Here is a 14301-nt window from a genome sequence, read left to right as displayed (position 1 = left end):
AGGAGGAGGTAACAACATGCAGACAATCACGAGGATCGCGCTGCTTGGCTCTCTGGCCGCAACGGTCGCAATGACTGGAACAGCGCAGGCGACTGAAACCCTACGCATCGCCGGATCACTGCGGCCAGGTTCGATGATGATGGGCATCATCCAGACATTCATCGACAATTTCAACGCGCAGAGCGGTGACGACTACAAGATCGGGTACCAGCTCGTCGCCAACGATCAGGAAATGACCCAACAGGTCATCCGTGGCCGTCTTGAAATCGGCACCAGCGGACTGGCGGCGACCGCAGTATCGCTTCCCCCTGTCGCAGTGATGTCCATGCCCTATCTGTGGGACAATGACGCACAACGCCGTTGGGCCACGGATAACGTTGTGCGTCCTGCACTTGAACAAATTTTCGAGGATAATGGGCTGGTTCTAATCGGGCTTGGCGATGCTGGCTGGTCAAACCTTTTCTGCAAGTCCACCTGCACAACCCCCGATGATATTGCAAGCCAGCGTTTTCGGGTCCCGCCCGCAGCATCGGCTCGCGCGTTCTGGGAGAACATCGGTGTCAACGGCGTCCAGCTTTCCCTGCCGGATTTCTTTACTGGGCTGGAGCAAGGTATGGTTGAGGGTGGCGACCTGCCCTTCACCTTCTATGTGACAACACCCGCCGCCCAGTTCGCCAAGAATTATGTAACCACCCATCAGTACCATCACGAACAGGGATTTTTCATCAACAAGCGCGTCTATGACGGACTACCGCCTAAGATTCAGGACCTGCTCAAATCAGCAATGCCGTCCACCGATGAGATGCGGCAGCGCCAGGATGCTGACGAGAAAGTACAAGTCGGTAAATTCGAAGCCAATGGTGGCAAGTTCGTGCTCTTAACTGAAGAACAGCAGAAGAGGTGGGCAGACAAGGCAGGCGATACACATAGCGGCCTGCTTTCCACACTGCCGACAGCCGCGCAAACCCTCTATCAGACAGTTCAGACCGGCAAGCGGCAATACGCCGAAAATAAATAGCTGTCATCACCGGTAGTAGAGGGGCTGGCCGATAGAACGGCCAGCCCTTTTATATTCAATCAGCTGTAGAAAATACCGCCATCGACGTTGAGTGCCTGCCCGGTGACAAAGGCGCAATCGTCAGAGGCGAAGAAAGCAACCGGTCCGACGACATCCTCAGGCTCGCCTAGCCGGTGCACATCTGTGACCTTCTCAAAATACGCTATCTTTTCGGGCTCCCGCAGATTGTTCATTCCCATCTCGGTCTTGATGATGCCCGGACAAACAGCATTAACGGTAATTCCATCTCCGGCAAACTCCATTGAGCAGACGCGCGTAAACCCGACGACAGCGGATTTTGAGGCTGAATAATGCGCTTGGCCTGGCCCGCCGGTCCGGGCGGCCAGCGAAGCGATATTCACGATACGTCCGTAACGCCGCTTCTTCATATGAGCGATGACAGCTTGCGTCATCTGAAATACACCACGGGTATTAACCGCAAAGGTCTGGTCCCAGAGTTCAGGCGTCATCTCCTCGATCGTTGCCATTTTCAGAATGCCGGCATTATTGACCAGCACGTCAATATGGCCAAGTGCATCGATGGATTCCTGTGTCGCCCGCTGACATTCAGCCAAATCACTCACATCTGCGAAAACCGGCACACAGCGGCGACCGAGAGCTTCAACGGCTTTCACGGTTTCAAGAAGATATTCCTTCTGTGGCTCCATATCATGAAGCGCGAGATTGAAACCGCGCTGCGCAAGCCCCAAAGCTATTGCGCGTCCGATACCGCGGCTTCCGCCGGTTACGATGGCATTCCTGTTCATTTCGCATTTTCCAGTTTGTTGTAGGATCAGTGTTTCAAGACCGGCAACGAGTTCATCGCTTCAACAGTTTTCTCAAAAGAAACAAGATTCGCACCCGAGCCCAACCCGGTAGCAACAATGGCGGATGTCGCTGTGGCAAGCTTCGCGCAGTCCTCGACATCCCAGTCTCGTACTAATCCGGCGATAAATCCGCCGGTATAGGAATCTCCGCAGCCAGATGTATCCTTCACTTTCACAGCAAATGCGGGAAGAGCGAACTGCCGTCCTTCCTTATTCAAGAAGTAAGAACCATCTGCGCCAAGCGAGATAGCACAAGCCCCAGCACCTTTTGAAAGGAAGAAACGGGCGCAAGCCTCGGGATCGTCGGTGCCTGTCATCATGGCCGACTCATCAATGCTTGGCATGAAAAAATCGACATATGGAAGCAGCGGCTCAACCAGCGCCCAGGTATCATTGCGCGCAGAAATCAGGTCGAGGGTCGTAATACAACCGGCAGATTTGGCAGACTTCAGAAGTGCGATGGAAGGCTCCCCCTGCATGGCGATGATCGAATTGACGCCGCCAAGATGTACAACCTTGCATTTGATCGCTGCGGCCTGCGCTTCAGGTGTCATCACCCATTGAGCGGAGGCACCGCGTGCGTGAATTGCAGGTCGCGAACCATCAGGACGGATTGGCAGGATCGTGGCCGATGTTTGCACGCCGTCCAAACGCAGCATATGCGACGTATCAATACTTTCCATTTGTAAAGAATTGAGAACCCAGCTCCCTTTCTCGTCATTACCGACTGCACCGAATGCTTGGGATTTAAGACCCAGGCGTGCGCATGGAACCACTGTGCCTCCAGCTGTTCCCGCGACGGTCATACTGATTTCTTCGATAAGAGAAACGCTGCCGCCCGGCGGGATATCGGTTACCGGAAACCCGCAGATATCCAGAATATAACTACCACATACACTTACATCGAACTCAGCGGCCATGACCCCTCACTTGCTGGTTGGGAGCATCTCAAGGGAAAACGAGCAGCAATTTTCCGTTCAGAAATGCGTAAAAACAAAGATCTGGAGAAGTTCCGACAATTCTGTTCAAGCAGAAGCAACCCCGACTGGTCTCTCAACTATCCTCGTATCATCTGCCCACAGCCGATAGGGCCACGAGTTGATCGTGATACTTTTCGATTGCATCCCCCGCGTCCCCCAAATAGGACTCAACATGGACCAAACAGGTATGTGCTGAGCACCCCTGCCCGAACTGAGATGTACCAATATCGAGCGTTAACACATTGGGATTTCCTGCAATCTCAAGCCCGTTGTTCCCGGAAGGGGTGAACCATGCTCCCGTCGGGAGAACAACGACGCCCTGCCGGACAGCATCCGAAATGCTGGCTGTCGCCAGACATTCACCTCGCATATTCCACAGGCGTATTGACTGGCCGTCTTCTATCCCCAGATCACAGGCATCAAGTGGATTGATACGGGCTTGCTCCCGTCCATTTCGCTTTTGTGCCCTGCTCGTCTCGCCCGTTTCTAGTTGGCTATGGAGACGTCCCGACGGTTGATGCGAGATAAGATGAAACTGATTGCCAGCCTGAGCAGAACCGAGCCACTCAGCCGGCTCTATCCATGCAGGATGTTCGCGGCAGTCGGAATATTTCAGTGAAGCGAGTGTCTCGCTACCGATCACGATCTTGCCACTCTCGGTATTGAGGGTATGATTTTCAGGGTGTTCGCGGAAACCGGAAAGATATACGTGATGATCCACAGTGGGACATCGGGCATATCCCTGTTCCCAGAACATATCGAAATCCGGCATGTCGAAGCCTAATCGCTCACGCGCGTCGTCGCGGCTGATATCGTAAAGGTGCCGCAGCCATCCCATTTCGTCATGGCCTTCATTAAAGGCTGTGCCTACACCCAGCTTCATCGCAATGGCGTTGAAAATATCAAAGTCAGATTTTGAATCACCAACAGGATCGATCGCCTTGTGCATGGCTATGATAAAATCGGATCGTCTGTTGCCCGCTATGTCGTTTCGTTCAATAGATGTATTTGCCGGAAGAATAATGTCAGCCCGCTGTGCCGTAGCGGTAAACATGGGGTCCTGAACGATAATCGTTTCCGGCCGTGTCCAGGCTTCAGAGAGCCTGTTGAGATCTTGATGATGGTGGTAGGGATTGCCGCCCGCCCAGTAGACGAGACGAATATCCGGATAGGTCCGCACCAATCCTTCATAGGTGTAAGTCTTCCCTGGATTGAGAAGCATATCACTAATACGCGCGACGGGAATGAAGCTGTTAATGGGCTTGGTCAGTTGCGAGATTGCAGGTGACTTGCCAATATTGATCGGAGCGCCAACACCACCGAGAGATGCATATCCATATCCGACACCTCCACCCGGCAGTCCGATCTGACCGATCAGTGACGCAAGCCCCAGCGCCGCCCAGAAAGGTTGCTCGCCATGATGCGCTCGCTGCAGGCTCCAGCTGACCGTTATCATCGAGCGCGTGTCTACCAACTGCTTCGCCAGCGACACGATCTGATTTCTATCGAGGCCCGTGATATCCGCCGCCCACTCGGCGGTCTTCACAACACCGTCGCTACCACCGTCCAGATAGGCCAGAAAGCGCTCGGAACCACTGGTGCAGCGTTGTAAAAACGACAGGTCGTGTCTGCCCGCCCGTAATATCTCTCCCGCTATGCCGATCATCAAAGCAGTATCTGTGTTTGGGCGGATCGGCCACCATTCGGCATTGACCCAATCGGGGATATCGTCACGCAAAGGGGAGACGAGAATGACTTTCACGCCGCGCTCTGCAATTTTCTTCAAATATATCTCGAGCGAATGACTTGCGATACCACCCGCTTCGCTTTGTGCCGTTCTCGGTGACAGTGCACCAAAAACAACCAATGTTTCCGTATGTTCGGCAATTGTATCGAGCGTATTGGCCTGGCCACCGCCAGCAGCATCATCTCCCAGCGTATGCCGCAAGATGACCGGCCCCGCAGCGGTAGAATAGGTGTCCACATGCCCGGTGAAACCACCGACCAGATTGAGCATACGTTTGAGTAACGATGGTGCATGATGAAAACGTCCGCAACTCGTCCAGCCATAAGAGCCGGCGAAGATCGATTCATTACTGAAATCACGCGAGACGCGCTGTATCTCCTCGGCAATCAGGTTGATTGCTTCATTCCATCCCACAGGTATGAACTTCTCACACCCGCGTCCGCGGCGATCGCTTTTCTCACGCTTCTCCAGCCAACCCGCGCGCACCAGCGGCTGCGGCACGCGGCGATAGCCGCTGCCCCATTCCTTTACCGAATTGATGATCGGCGACGGTGACGGATCGAACTCGAAGGGCTCGACGCCGACAATGGTGCCGTCATTCACAAGGAGCGTATACGCGCCCCAATGGCTGCAATGTGGTACTCGCTTGATTTTACTCATGGCATGTACTCTCCCTTGGATCATAGCCTCGACAGGAAGCGGCTGAAGCGAGGCCTATAGTCGTCCGGCTTCGATGATCCGCTGCAGGAAAGCACGTGTGCGCTCCTGCTTCGGATCCCCGAATATTTCTTCCGCCGAACCTTCTTCATGCACTTTGCCGTCGGCCAGGAAACAGATCTTGCTGGAAACTTCGCGGGCGAATGCCATTTCGTGTGTTGCAAGAAGCATGGTCATGCCTTCGGCCGCAAGATCACGGACAATATTAAGCACTTCCGAAACAAGTTCCGGATCAAGCGCCGATGTGATCTCATCGAGAAGCAACACCATCGGCCCCATGGCCATCGCCCGGACAATAGCAACGCGCTGCTGCTGCCCGCCAGAAAGACGGTCGGGATATTCCTTCGCCTTATGGTCGAGACCGATCCGCTTCAAAAGCGCTATTGCTCTGGCTTCCGCTTCCGCACGATCCTCACCCAGCACCTTGATCGGCGCCAATGTGACATTCTCAAGTACCGTCATATGCGGAAAGAGATTGTAGCTCTGGAAAACGATACCGACATCCCGTCTTAGCGTGTTGACATCAACACCAGGGCCGGTAATCCGGTCGCCGCATATGCGGATTTCACCGGACTGTATGTCCTCCAGTCCGTTGATCGTTCGCAGCAAGGTCGACTTGCCACAACCGGACGCGCCGATCAGGCAGACGACCTGATGCTCTTCGACCTTCAGACTGAGGCCATCGAACACCTTGTGGTGACCGTATTGCTTATGGATGTTACGAATTTCAATCATTGCCATTGTGCGGAAGCCCTCAATTGCCGCCGGCACGCATGCGGCGCTGGTCTCGTTCCATCAGCTTGTCCACGAGACGAGCCTGTGGAATGGTAATCAGGATAAACAGGAAGGCGACGCCGGATACCGGCGACAGGTTGAAGTAATTGCTGGTCAGAATCTTGGCCTGATTGAAAGCATCGACAGCGCCGATCACATTAACCAGTGCCGTATCTTTCTGCAGTCCGATAAAGCCGTTCAAGAGTGGTGGAATGATGCGTCGCACCGCCTGCGGTACGATTACGTATCGCAACGTCTGGAAATATGTGAGCCCCAGCGAGCGTGCTGCTGCCACCTGACTGCCATGAATACTCTCAATACCGGCGCGATAAATTTCGGCAGTATAGGCACCATGCGTCAAGGTCAGTGCGATAATGGCAAAGGTTTCCTGTGAAAGATCTTTGACCCAAGGCAGCCCTGTTAACGAGAGGCCAAAGCCGATCAGATAGATGTTGATGATCGCTGGCAACCCGCGGAATACGTCGGTGTAGATGGTTGCCATCATACGGATTGGACGCCATGCTTTGCCTGGCATGAGCCGTGCAACGGCGACTATCAGTCCCCAAATGAGAACAAAGATTTCCGCAACGACGAAAATATAGATGTTGACCCAGAATGCCTTGCCGACCAGCCCAAACGTGCTTCCAATCAGCGGCAGCAGAAAGAACGTGCGCCCAACGGCGAGATCATTTGCAATGACGAACTGCACAAGTAGTATCACGGCTACGACCGCAGCGGCCGCACCCAAAGTATAATAGGCGTTCTCCCGCGACGCTGCATTGGCCACCCGGGCATCAACCATACTGTCCGACGCAAGCGCCGCTTTTGCAGCGCGTGAATTTTGCAGGCTTCTGAGCCCTGGTAGCAAGAGCAGCAAAACGGCAAGACCGCAGATCATCAGAACCGCGTCAACGAACAGCCCCCCGATTTCCAGCGTCACAGCGGCAGCCCTGACGTCAAGCAGCGTTTTCCAGGTACAGGCAATGACGAGGACGCTGGCGCCCAACGCGGCAGCCACCCAACCGGCAACATCCTTGGGCGGCGTGCCAGCACTCCAGCGGCGCTTGCCGCTGAGAAGGCCAGAAATCTGGCCTCCTTCGCTATCCGTAATGAAGGACATCAGCTCAAAACCTCGCGCGATTACATCTTGATGTAGGGGATCGAAGCCGGGTCAGCGCCCAGCACCGGCGTGAGATACTTGGCTGAAAGTGACTTCACCGTCCCATCACCGATCAACGACTCGATGATTTTGTTGATCTTTTCGGCATTATCGGAACCCTTTGGATAAAGGCCGCCGTATGTTTCACCTGTCGGAAATTGTCCAGGCACTTCAAGCGCTCCGTTTGAGCGCTTTGCCCAGCCGAGTACAACAGCGGTATCATTACCCACGGCATCAACCTGACCTGCCCTCAACGCAGTAACCGTGCTGGCTACATCCTGATACACCTTGACTTCGGCTGGTTGCAGCTTGCTGGAAACAAAATCAGCGGCAGTGGTCGACTGTTGCACGGCGATGCGCATCTTCTTAATGGAGGCTGCGTCGACAACCGTACCCTTCTTCACCAGGATCCCAAAATCAGAGTGGAAATAGGGCGTCGAAAAATCGACAACTTTCTTACGTGGTTCCGTAATCGAAATCTGCGAAAGCGCCACGTCGAAATCTTTGGTTCGACCTGCGACCAGCGCATCCCATGCAACATTGACGATCTTCACACCATCAAGGCCCGCGCGATGAGCAATGTTAGCGCCAAGGCAATATTCGTAACCATCCTTGATCTTGTCAGGCGTATCCCCATTGTTCCAGCCAGGGTTCGAAGGAAGATTAACCTGTACCGTCAATTGGCCGGCAGTGACTGGTGTGAAAGGCATGGAGCCTTTCACACCAGTCACTTCGCACTCACCCATCATCTCGACAGCCAGGGCCGACGGCGCAGCGGCAAGAGCCAAAAATGCGGCGAGAGTGACGGGGCGACCGAGTGAAAAAAAAGTACCAAAGCTTAGTGTCATGATGCATTGCCTCCATTTGCAACGTGTAGATCTGGTGTTGAGCGAAGAACGACGCAGCCTGGCTTGGCGCACCAACCTTTGATGCTTGCAAGCGCAGAAAATCGCCGCAGATAACAATGCCCTGACAAGGCATGTATGGCTCGCGACTTCCCTGATTTGAGGTGCAAAAAGTCAGCCGCACCGGATAACCGGCCGCGCAATTCCACAGGCTCACTCATTTATTTTTATCCCCTCCATGCAATTCTACATTATAGAACAGCATTCTGAATATTTATGATGAAACGCCTAAACATGTCAAGATACGGCGTTCAGACTTTCGATGCTTCTGTGTGACAAAATCAGATGGAATCAATTCGCGCCGATTGGCTATAACCGTCGCCGGGAGCATCTACGGCGGCAGACCGTCCGTCATTATCGATAATATGCTTGACAGACAGTGCGACGTGACGGCTCCAAACACAGGCTCGGATGACGAACATCGCCAACATCCGAATCTGCTAAGGCTTCGCCTACCTTGCAGTCGTGGTTGATCTCTATTTGTGTAAGGCCACCGTAACGGGCAAGTGCTACTTTCGCCCTGAGAGCCGGGCATCGTTCCGGCGGGGTCGTCGTGTCATGGTATCGCCTGTTCCGGGCATCTGCGCCGAACTCAGGCAGAAATTCCATTTGTCATCATTATGCAGATCCCCCGAGCCAGTCCTCTCACGCGATACAGACGATCCATTTGGATTTTTCCTCACCGTGTTGTGGGGCTATCGTGGCCGCGAAAATCAAACTGGCGCGGTCACATGTGGAAACCTGGACAAAGTCATAGCAGGACATATCGCTTCGACGATTATCCGAAGCTGGCCGTTGCACGGATAATCGGTGGCTATCGATGACTTCGAGCACCGCCCCCGTCAAGTTCTCCAATGGCCCAACGGGGCGCATCATCAAGGCATCTTCAGCACGGGTCTGGCTGGAGGGGTACAACCTCCTCCAAAGTGCCAAAGCTGCGGCAGAAGAACAGCAGGCAGCGGCCCGCAAGGCCTATGGCGACAGTTACGCACAGGGTTATGAAGACGGATATAGCGAAGGCCAGAAGGCGGCCACACGTCTGATTCAGACCACCACCATCAAAGTTGATCGATATCTCGGATCCCTGGAGAATGAAATCACCAGTCTCGCGCTCGACATCGTCACGCGTGTGCTTGGCGCATTCGACACAGGCAACCTACTGGCCCAGACGGCCCGTCAGGCGCTGGTGGATCTGCGTCGCTCAAAATACGTGAAGATTGCCGTCAACCCAGCCATGGAACAGGCAGTGCGTCGTGAACTGGCCGACCTGATGGCGAATGAAGAGATGCCCTTTGAAATACATGGCGACCCCGAACTGGCGGACGATGCCTGTATTCTGTCCTCCGATCTGGCCGTGATCGACGCTACGCTCAGAGTACAGTTGGAAGCAATACGCACGAACCTTCTGACACCTGATGCAACGTTTTCCAGAACGGGGCATGAATGAACGAAACAGACACGAAGTTTGCCTCCATCATCCCCCGACTGCGCGGAGGACTTACCGAAAACAGGGTTTCTCGCCCCAGTCGCGGTCGGGTGCGCGATGTCACTGGCCTGATGATTAGCGCCTCTATCGATGAAGCCCGCATGGGCGAAATCTGTGATCTTGTCGACCCCAAATCAGGTCAGCGAGGGAAAGCCGAAGTCGTTGGGCTAAGGGACGACACCGCTATCTTGCTTCCATTGGGCGACATTCAAAACCTATCCAATCTTACAGAGGTCATCCCGACACGAAATGTACAGCAAATCCGTGTTGGACCAGGTCTCCTCGGTCGGGTCATCGATTCTTTGGGCAATCCCATCGATGGCGCACCGTTGGATCCTGGCTACGACTGGCACTCCTATCCGGTCATGGCCCAGGCGCCCGAGCCTATGGAAAGGATGTTGATATCGGAACCCATCCATTTCGGCGTACGGGCGATTGACGGGATGCTAACCTGCGCGCGGGGCCAACGCGTCGGTCTGTTCGGTGCACCAGGTGTCGGAAAGTCACTCCTTCTGGCCGAAATCGTCGAAGGCAGCGATGCAGATGTCACCGTTGTCGCCCTGATCGGGGAACGCGGCCGGGAAGTGCGCGAATTCATGGAGCACCATCTTGGTGTAGCATCACGACAGCGCTGTGTAGTGGTCGCAGCCACTTCTGATCGCTCGGGTATAGAACGTGTCAAGGCAGCACATGCTGCCACAACCATAGCCGAGTATTTCCGCGACCAAGGTAAACATGTACTGCTGGCAGTCGACAATATCACGCGCTTCGCCAGGGCTCAGCGTGAAATTGGACTTGCTGCCGGGGAGCCTCCCACCAGACGCGGTTTCCCACCCTCTTTCTTTGCTGCTCTACCTCGCTTGCTAGAACGGGCCGGTCCCGGCTCCACCGGGTCGATTACCGGGCTTTACAACGTGCTCATAGAGGGCGACGGCACTCAGGATCCTGTTGTCGAAGAAGTTCAGGCGCTGCTGGATGGCCACATCTTCCTCTCGGCAGATCTTGCCCAGCGCAACCATTTTCCCGCCATCGACGTCGTGCGTTCCAATAGCCGTCTGATGTCGAAGGTGATTGACGATGAGCATCGTGCGGCGGCGGCACATATTAGACGGCTCCTTGCCAGATATCAGGAGGTGGAACTTCTGATACGCATCGGTGAATATGAACATGGTTCCGATGCGCTAACCGACGAAGCGATTGCAAAGATCGACAAGATCAATGACTTCCTGCAGCAAAAACAGCCAATGCGCGCACCAATCGAAGAAACCCTGTGCCTGATGCGAGGGATAGCGGATTGAATCACGCCAAACAAAAAGCCGTTCTCGAGCATCTGCGCGAGATCCGTAAGTTCCGCGAAACAAAGGCCGGAGCCACTCTCGGTCGCGTCAGAAAGCTGGCTCGACAGGCGGAAGCCATGGCACGCGAAAAGGCGGCACTTCGCCTTGCACACGTCGCCGAGGCTGCAATCATGGAGCAAGAGATACTGGCCACAATGGCGGGTAAAACCATCAACACGTCCCGGCTGCAATATCTGGAGGCTTTTCAACAGCACGCCGCAGCAACTGGCAAGCACCACTGGAAAGAGGAATGCGCGGCACAATCATCTCTCGATCAAGCAATGGAAAAACTGAGTATCGAACAGAGCCGATACAGACAGGTTTGTGCTTCGAAAACAAAGCTTGAGGAGTTGATCGATCGATTGAACAAGTCCCCAGACGATGACGGGTGGCCAGTCTGAATGGTTGCGGTGCTGGCAAACAGAAGACAGGTGGCAACCACCAGTCAGGTCAACGGTAAGCTTCGCCCTACCGTTGAGCCTTTGGGCTTGCCCGAACTACCCACCCAGCACATTGATACGGCTAACGCGCTTAATCGGCGACGGAGCCTGGTTTCATTTTCAGTAATGGACCGGACATTTACTCTTGGCCCGACCAACTATCCGCCAGACGCACATCACGAGGTTTCCGTTACCCTAACAACCTCCTATGGCTGGGCGGCGCTTCATATCCCAGCCGCATTATTCGGTGACTGGTTAGAACGGTCTGATTCAACAACCGGCTTCGAAACTATGCCGTTGGCAGATCTGACCCTCCTGCTTGAGGCCATTCTTGATAACGAATTGAACTGGCTTGAACAAAAGCTGAATAGCGGAATTGAATTCCTTGAGGTCCGGGGGAACGTCGATTTTCACGATGATCCGCTACTGCCCATCATATCGGCCAGATCCGATTGCGGCATGAGCATCTCACTGACCATCGGCAGCGATCAACTTGCGCAAAAGCTGGCGGCGCTGCTCGATCAGGCGGCAGAACCGGCCTCGCTTTTTGCAACATCGGTTCCGGTTCCCCTGCGCATTCTCTACGGCGCAACCACCATTACCCTCCGCGAGATGAAAGAACTGGAACGGGACGATGTCATTCTACCGGCAGACAGCGAACTTCATGCAAGCCGATCCTGTTGTCTGATCGGCGACCGATTGGCTGCCCCTGTTTCGGCTGTCAACGGTGGCTGGCATTTGAATGATCACTTCCTTCCTTTAACCGGATCTGAATGGGATTTCGACATGGCTACTGAACGCACGACGGAAAACGGTGATGACGACAGCGTTGCAGGCCTGGCCGATATACCGGTAACTCTGGTGTTTGAGGCAGGCCGTGTGGCGTTGCCCCTTGCGGAAGTCCAGCGTCTGGATGCAGGCGCTCTGATCCCGCTCGACGCTCCCGTCGACAATGGGGTCTCGATCTTTGCAAGTGGCAAGCGTGTCGGTCGTGGGGAGCTCGTAAAGCTGGGTGAAAAACTTGGTATCCGTGTTGTGAATATCTTCAACAATGATTGAGGCGCAACAGAACATCCTTCCCCTCATTGTTGTCATCGGAATTGTCGGTCTCCTGCCCCTGGCAGTGGTCACCATGACCGGCTTTCTCAAAATATCCGTTGTGCTGTTTCTGGTGCGTAATGCGCTAGGCATCCAGCAAATGCCGCCAAATCTCGTTCTGTACGGAATAGCCCTTGTCCTGACAGTGTTTGTCACCACGCCAATGTTGACAGAAATCCAGAGAACACTTGTGGAGGGACAGGCTAAATTCGAAACGGCGGACGACATTATGCGTAGCGCCGAACTTGTACGCGAACCGATCAAACGCCAGCTTGTGCGGTTCACCAAGCCGGAAGAACGCAGCTTTTTTCAAAGCGCAACTCAACGTTTATGGCCCGACGCCAAGCAAGACATCGTGCGCGACGATGACCTGTCTATTCTCATACCTGCTTTCGTTGCCAGCGAATTAACGCGTGCATTCGAGATCGGACTCCTGCTTTATCTGCCATTTCTCGTGATCGATCTGGTTGTCGCCAACATCCTCATGACGCTTGGCATGATCATGGTGTCACCGATCCTCATATCCATTCCACTGAAACTGTTCCTGTTTGTCGCAATCGACGGATGGTCGCGCCTGATGCACGGCCTTATCTTGAGCTATTCCTGAAGAGGCGCAATGACAGATGATCTCATTCTCACAAGGGTTCAGGGAGCACTACTATCGGTGCTTTATGCATCAGCGCCTGTAATCATCGCTGCCCTGGTCGTTGGATTGATCGTCGGCCTCCTTCAGGCTTTGACCCAGATTCAAGATCAGTCACTGCCTCAGGCAATCAAGATCGTCGTCATTCTGGTCGTGATCCTCATTTTCGGGCCGATAGTTGGTCAGGACATCGCACGCCAGGCAACGGTTGCTTTCGAGGAGTTTCCGGGGGCAACGCGATGACATCGGTCGGTGGAATCTTTTCAGCGCTCCATCAGGTCCATATTCTGGTCCTGGTTGCGGCACTGGCAATGGCACGCATGGTCGGCCTGATGATCCTGATGGCTCTGTTCACGCGCGCCCGTATTGCAGGTCTCCTGCGCAATGGTGTGGCCATTGCATTGTCCATTCCACTCATGCCGCTTGTTTACAAGACCGTGACGGACACGAATATGGGCCCGTTAATGATGGTGGCCCTGGGCATGAAAGAAATGCTTCTCGGCGCGATGCTCGGCTTTGTCATGAGCCTTCCATTCTGGGCAGCAGAAGCAGCAGGTGACATAGTGGATCTTCAGCGCGGCGTGACGATGGGATCGCTTATCGATCCCATGATGACTCATGAAACCAGTATAACGGGTACACTTTTCAGCATCGTCATGATCGTGATTTTCCTGTCGCTGGGCGGATTGTTGCTGATGCTCGACATTGTCTATACGAGTTATCGCATATGGCCGGTCGATCAGTTCACCCCGGTCTTTCGCACCGAGAGCGTTACGCTTTTTCTCAATCTTTGCACACGGATCGTTACCATGGCCCTGGCTCTCGCGTTCCCGCTTATTGTCGGCCTGTTGCTCTCGGATATTCTGCTTGCGCTGGTATCGCGCGCGGCACCGCATCTCAATATTTTTGCCATGTCGCTCGCCGTGAAATCATTGTCATTCACGGTGCTGCTTCTCCTCTATGCAGCGTTTCTGCTCACCTATCTGAAGGGCGAGTTATCCTTCTTTGGTGAGATCAACAACCTCCTGGAGGAACTAGTCGATATACGATGAAACTTTCAATTCGGGCAATCTGGAATGGTATCTGGATCGCCAGAACACGAATTCTGAACAAGGGGAATACTCAATACTT

Annotated in this window: 14 protein-coding genes; 8 read left to right on the top strand and 6 right to left on the bottom strand. The window is 54.2% G+C overall.

The features are described 5' to 3' along the window. Positions 1-16 precede the first annotated feature (16 nt). Complete coding sequence (locus CQZ93_RS17865) at positions 17-1018, top strand: TRAP transporter substrate-binding protein (RefSeq protein WP_105543947.1); 1002 nt, start codon at positions 17-19, stop codon at positions 1016-1018. Between the two features lie 59 nt (positions 1019-1077). On the opposite strand, the gene CQZ93_RS17860 is transcribed toward CQZ93_RS17865, so the two are convergent. From CQZ93_RS17860 to CQZ93_RS17835, 6 genes are all read right to left on the bottom strand, one after another. After that, the gene (locus CQZ93_RS17860) at positions 1078-1824 is read right to left on the bottom strand and encodes an SDR family NAD(P)-dependent oxidoreductase (protein WP_105543946.1); all 747 of its coding nucleotides are present in this window, start codon (positions 1822-1824) and stop codon (positions 1078-1080) included. A 26-nt stretch (positions 1825-1850) separates the two neighbouring features. Further along, the gene (locus CQZ93_RS17855; RefSeq protein ID WP_105543945.1) at positions 1851-2804 is read right to left on the bottom strand and encodes a carbohydrate kinase family protein; all 954 of its coding nucleotides are present in this window, start codon (positions 2802-2804) and stop codon (positions 1851-1853) included. A gap of 148 nt (positions 2805-2952) precedes the next feature. Further along, a complete protein-coding gene (locus CQZ93_RS17850; protein WP_286154082.1) occupies positions 2953-5295 on the bottom strand; it encodes a molybdopterin-dependent oxidoreductase in 2343 nt (780 codons plus the stop codon). A gap of 30 nt (positions 5296-5325) precedes the next feature. Continuing rightward, positions 5326-6069 (bottom strand): amino acid ABC transporter ATP-binding protein, encoded by a 744-nt coding sequence (locus CQZ93_RS17845; protein WP_105543943.1) that lies wholly within the window; start codon positions 6067-6069, stop codon positions 5326-5328. A gap of 13 nt (positions 6070-6082) precedes the next feature. Then, complete coding sequence (locus tag CQZ93_RS17840) at positions 6083-7222, bottom strand: amino acid ABC transporter permease (RefSeq protein WP_105543942.1); 1140 nt, start codon at positions 7220-7222, stop codon at positions 6083-6085. A 20-nt stretch (positions 7223-7242) separates the two neighbouring features. Further along, positions 7243-8109, bottom strand: coding sequence for an ABC transporter substrate-binding protein (locus CQZ93_RS17835; protein ID WP_105543941.1), 867 nt, complete (start codon positions 8107-8109; stop codon positions 7243-7245). Between the two features lie 877 nt (positions 8110-8986). On the opposite strand from CQZ93_RS17835, the gene sctL reads away from it, so the two are divergent. From sctL to sctT, 7 genes are all read left to right on the top strand, one after another. Beyond that, positions 8987-9613 (top strand): type III secretion system stator protein SctL, encoded by a 627-nt coding sequence (sctL, locus tag CQZ93_RS17830; RefSeq protein ID WP_105543940.1) that lies wholly within the window; start codon positions 8987-8989, stop codon positions 9611-9613. After that, entirely contained in the window at positions 9610-10950 is a 1341-nt protein-coding gene (locus CQZ93_RS17825; protein WP_105543939.1) for a FliI/YscN family ATPase, read from the top strand. The genes sctL and CQZ93_RS17825 overlap by 4 nt, the downstream gene beginning before the upstream one ends. 116 nt (positions 10951-11066) lie before the next feature. Next, the gene (locus tag CQZ93_RS17820) at positions 11067-11390 is read left to right on the top strand and encodes a hypothetical protein (RefSeq protein WP_146114468.1); all 324 of its coding nucleotides are present in this window, start codon (positions 11067-11069) and stop codon (positions 11388-11390) included. Continuing rightward, positions 11391-12488 (top strand): type III secretion system cytoplasmic ring protein SctQ, encoded by a 1098-nt coding sequence (sctQ, locus tag CQZ93_RS17815; RefSeq protein WP_105543937.1) that lies wholly within the window; start codon positions 11391-11393, stop codon positions 12486-12488. Then, positions 12481-13134, top strand: a complete 654-nt coding sequence (sctR, locus tag CQZ93_RS17810) for a type III secretion system export apparatus subunit SctR (RefSeq protein ID WP_105543936.1) — start codon at positions 12481-12483, stop codon at positions 13132-13134. Before sctQ ends, sctR begins: the two co-directional genes overlap by 8 nt. Positions 13135-13143: 9 nt before the next feature. Further along, positions 13144-13413, top strand: coding sequence for an EscS/YscS/HrcS family type III secretion system export apparatus protein (locus CQZ93_RS17805; protein WP_105543935.1), 270 nt, complete (start codon positions 13144-13146; stop codon positions 13411-13413). Beyond that, complete coding sequence (sctT, locus tag CQZ93_RS17800; protein ID WP_105543934.1) at positions 13410-14222, top strand: type III secretion system export apparatus subunit SctT; 813 nt, start codon at positions 13410-13412, stop codon at positions 14220-14222. Before CQZ93_RS17805 ends, sctT begins: the two co-directional genes overlap by 4 nt. Positions 14223-14301 lie beyond the last annotated feature (79 nt).

The organism is Ochrobactrum vermis (genome assembly GCF_002975205.1).
In the GTDB taxonomy this organism is placed as follows: Bacteria; Pseudomonadota; Alphaproteobacteria; order Rhizobiales; family Rhizobiaceae; genus Brucella; species Brucella vermis.
Note: the sequence above shows the minus strand (reverse complement) of the source record. Positions and strands in the feature narration are given on the sequence as shown.

Coding starts and splice junctions, on each gene's coding strand:
- CQZ93_RS17865 (WP_105543947.1), top strand. CDS start 17: ATGCAGACAATCACGAGGATCGCGCTGCTTGGCTCTCTGGCCGCAACG.
- sctQ (WP_105543937.1), top strand. CDS start 11,391: ATGGTTGCGGTGCTGGCAAACAGAAGACAGGTGGCAACCACCAGTCAG.
- sctR (WP_105543936.1), top strand. CDS start 12,481: ATGATTGAGGCGCAACAGAACATCCTTCCCCTCATTGTTGTCATCGGA.
- CQZ93_RS17805 (WP_105543935.1), top strand. CDS start 13,144: ATGACAGATGATCTCATTCTCACAAGGGTTCAGGGAGCACTACTATCG.
- CQZ93_RS17835 (WP_105543941.1), bottom strand. CDS start 8,109: ATGACACTAAGCTTTGGTACTTTTTTTTCACTCGGTCGCCCCGTCACT.
- CQZ93_RS17850 (WP_286154082.1), bottom strand. CDS start 5,295: ATGATCCAAGGGAGAGTACATGCCATGAGTAAAATCAAGCGAGTACCA.
- sctT (WP_105543934.1), top strand. CDS start 13,410: ATGACATCGGTCGGTGGAATCTTTTCAGCGCTCCATCAGGTCCATATT.
- CQZ93_RS17860 (WP_105543946.1), bottom strand. CDS start 1,824: ATGAACAGGAATGCCATCGTAACCGGCGGAAGCCGCGGTATCGGACGC.
- CQZ93_RS17855 (WP_105543945.1), bottom strand. CDS start 2,804: ATGGCCGCTGAGTTCGATGTAAGTGTATGTGGTAGTTATATTCTGGAT.
- sctL (WP_105543940.1), top strand. CDS start 8,987: ATGACTTCGAGCACCGCCCCCGTCAAGTTCTCCAATGGCCCAACGGGG.
- CQZ93_RS17840 (WP_105543942.1), bottom strand. CDS start 7,222: ATGTCCTTCATTACGGATAGCGAAGGAGGCCAGATTTCTGGCCTTCTC.
- CQZ93_RS17845 (WP_105543943.1), bottom strand. CDS start 6,069: ATGGCAATGATTGAAATTCGTAACATCCATAAGCAATACGGTCACCAC.
- CQZ93_RS17820 (WP_146114468.1), top strand. CDS start 11,067: ATGGCACGCGAAAAGGCGGCACTTCGCCTTGCACACGTCGCCGAGGCT.
- CQZ93_RS17825 (WP_105543939.1), top strand. CDS start 9,610: ATGAACGAAACAGACACGAAGTTTGCCTCCATCATCCCCCGACTGCGC.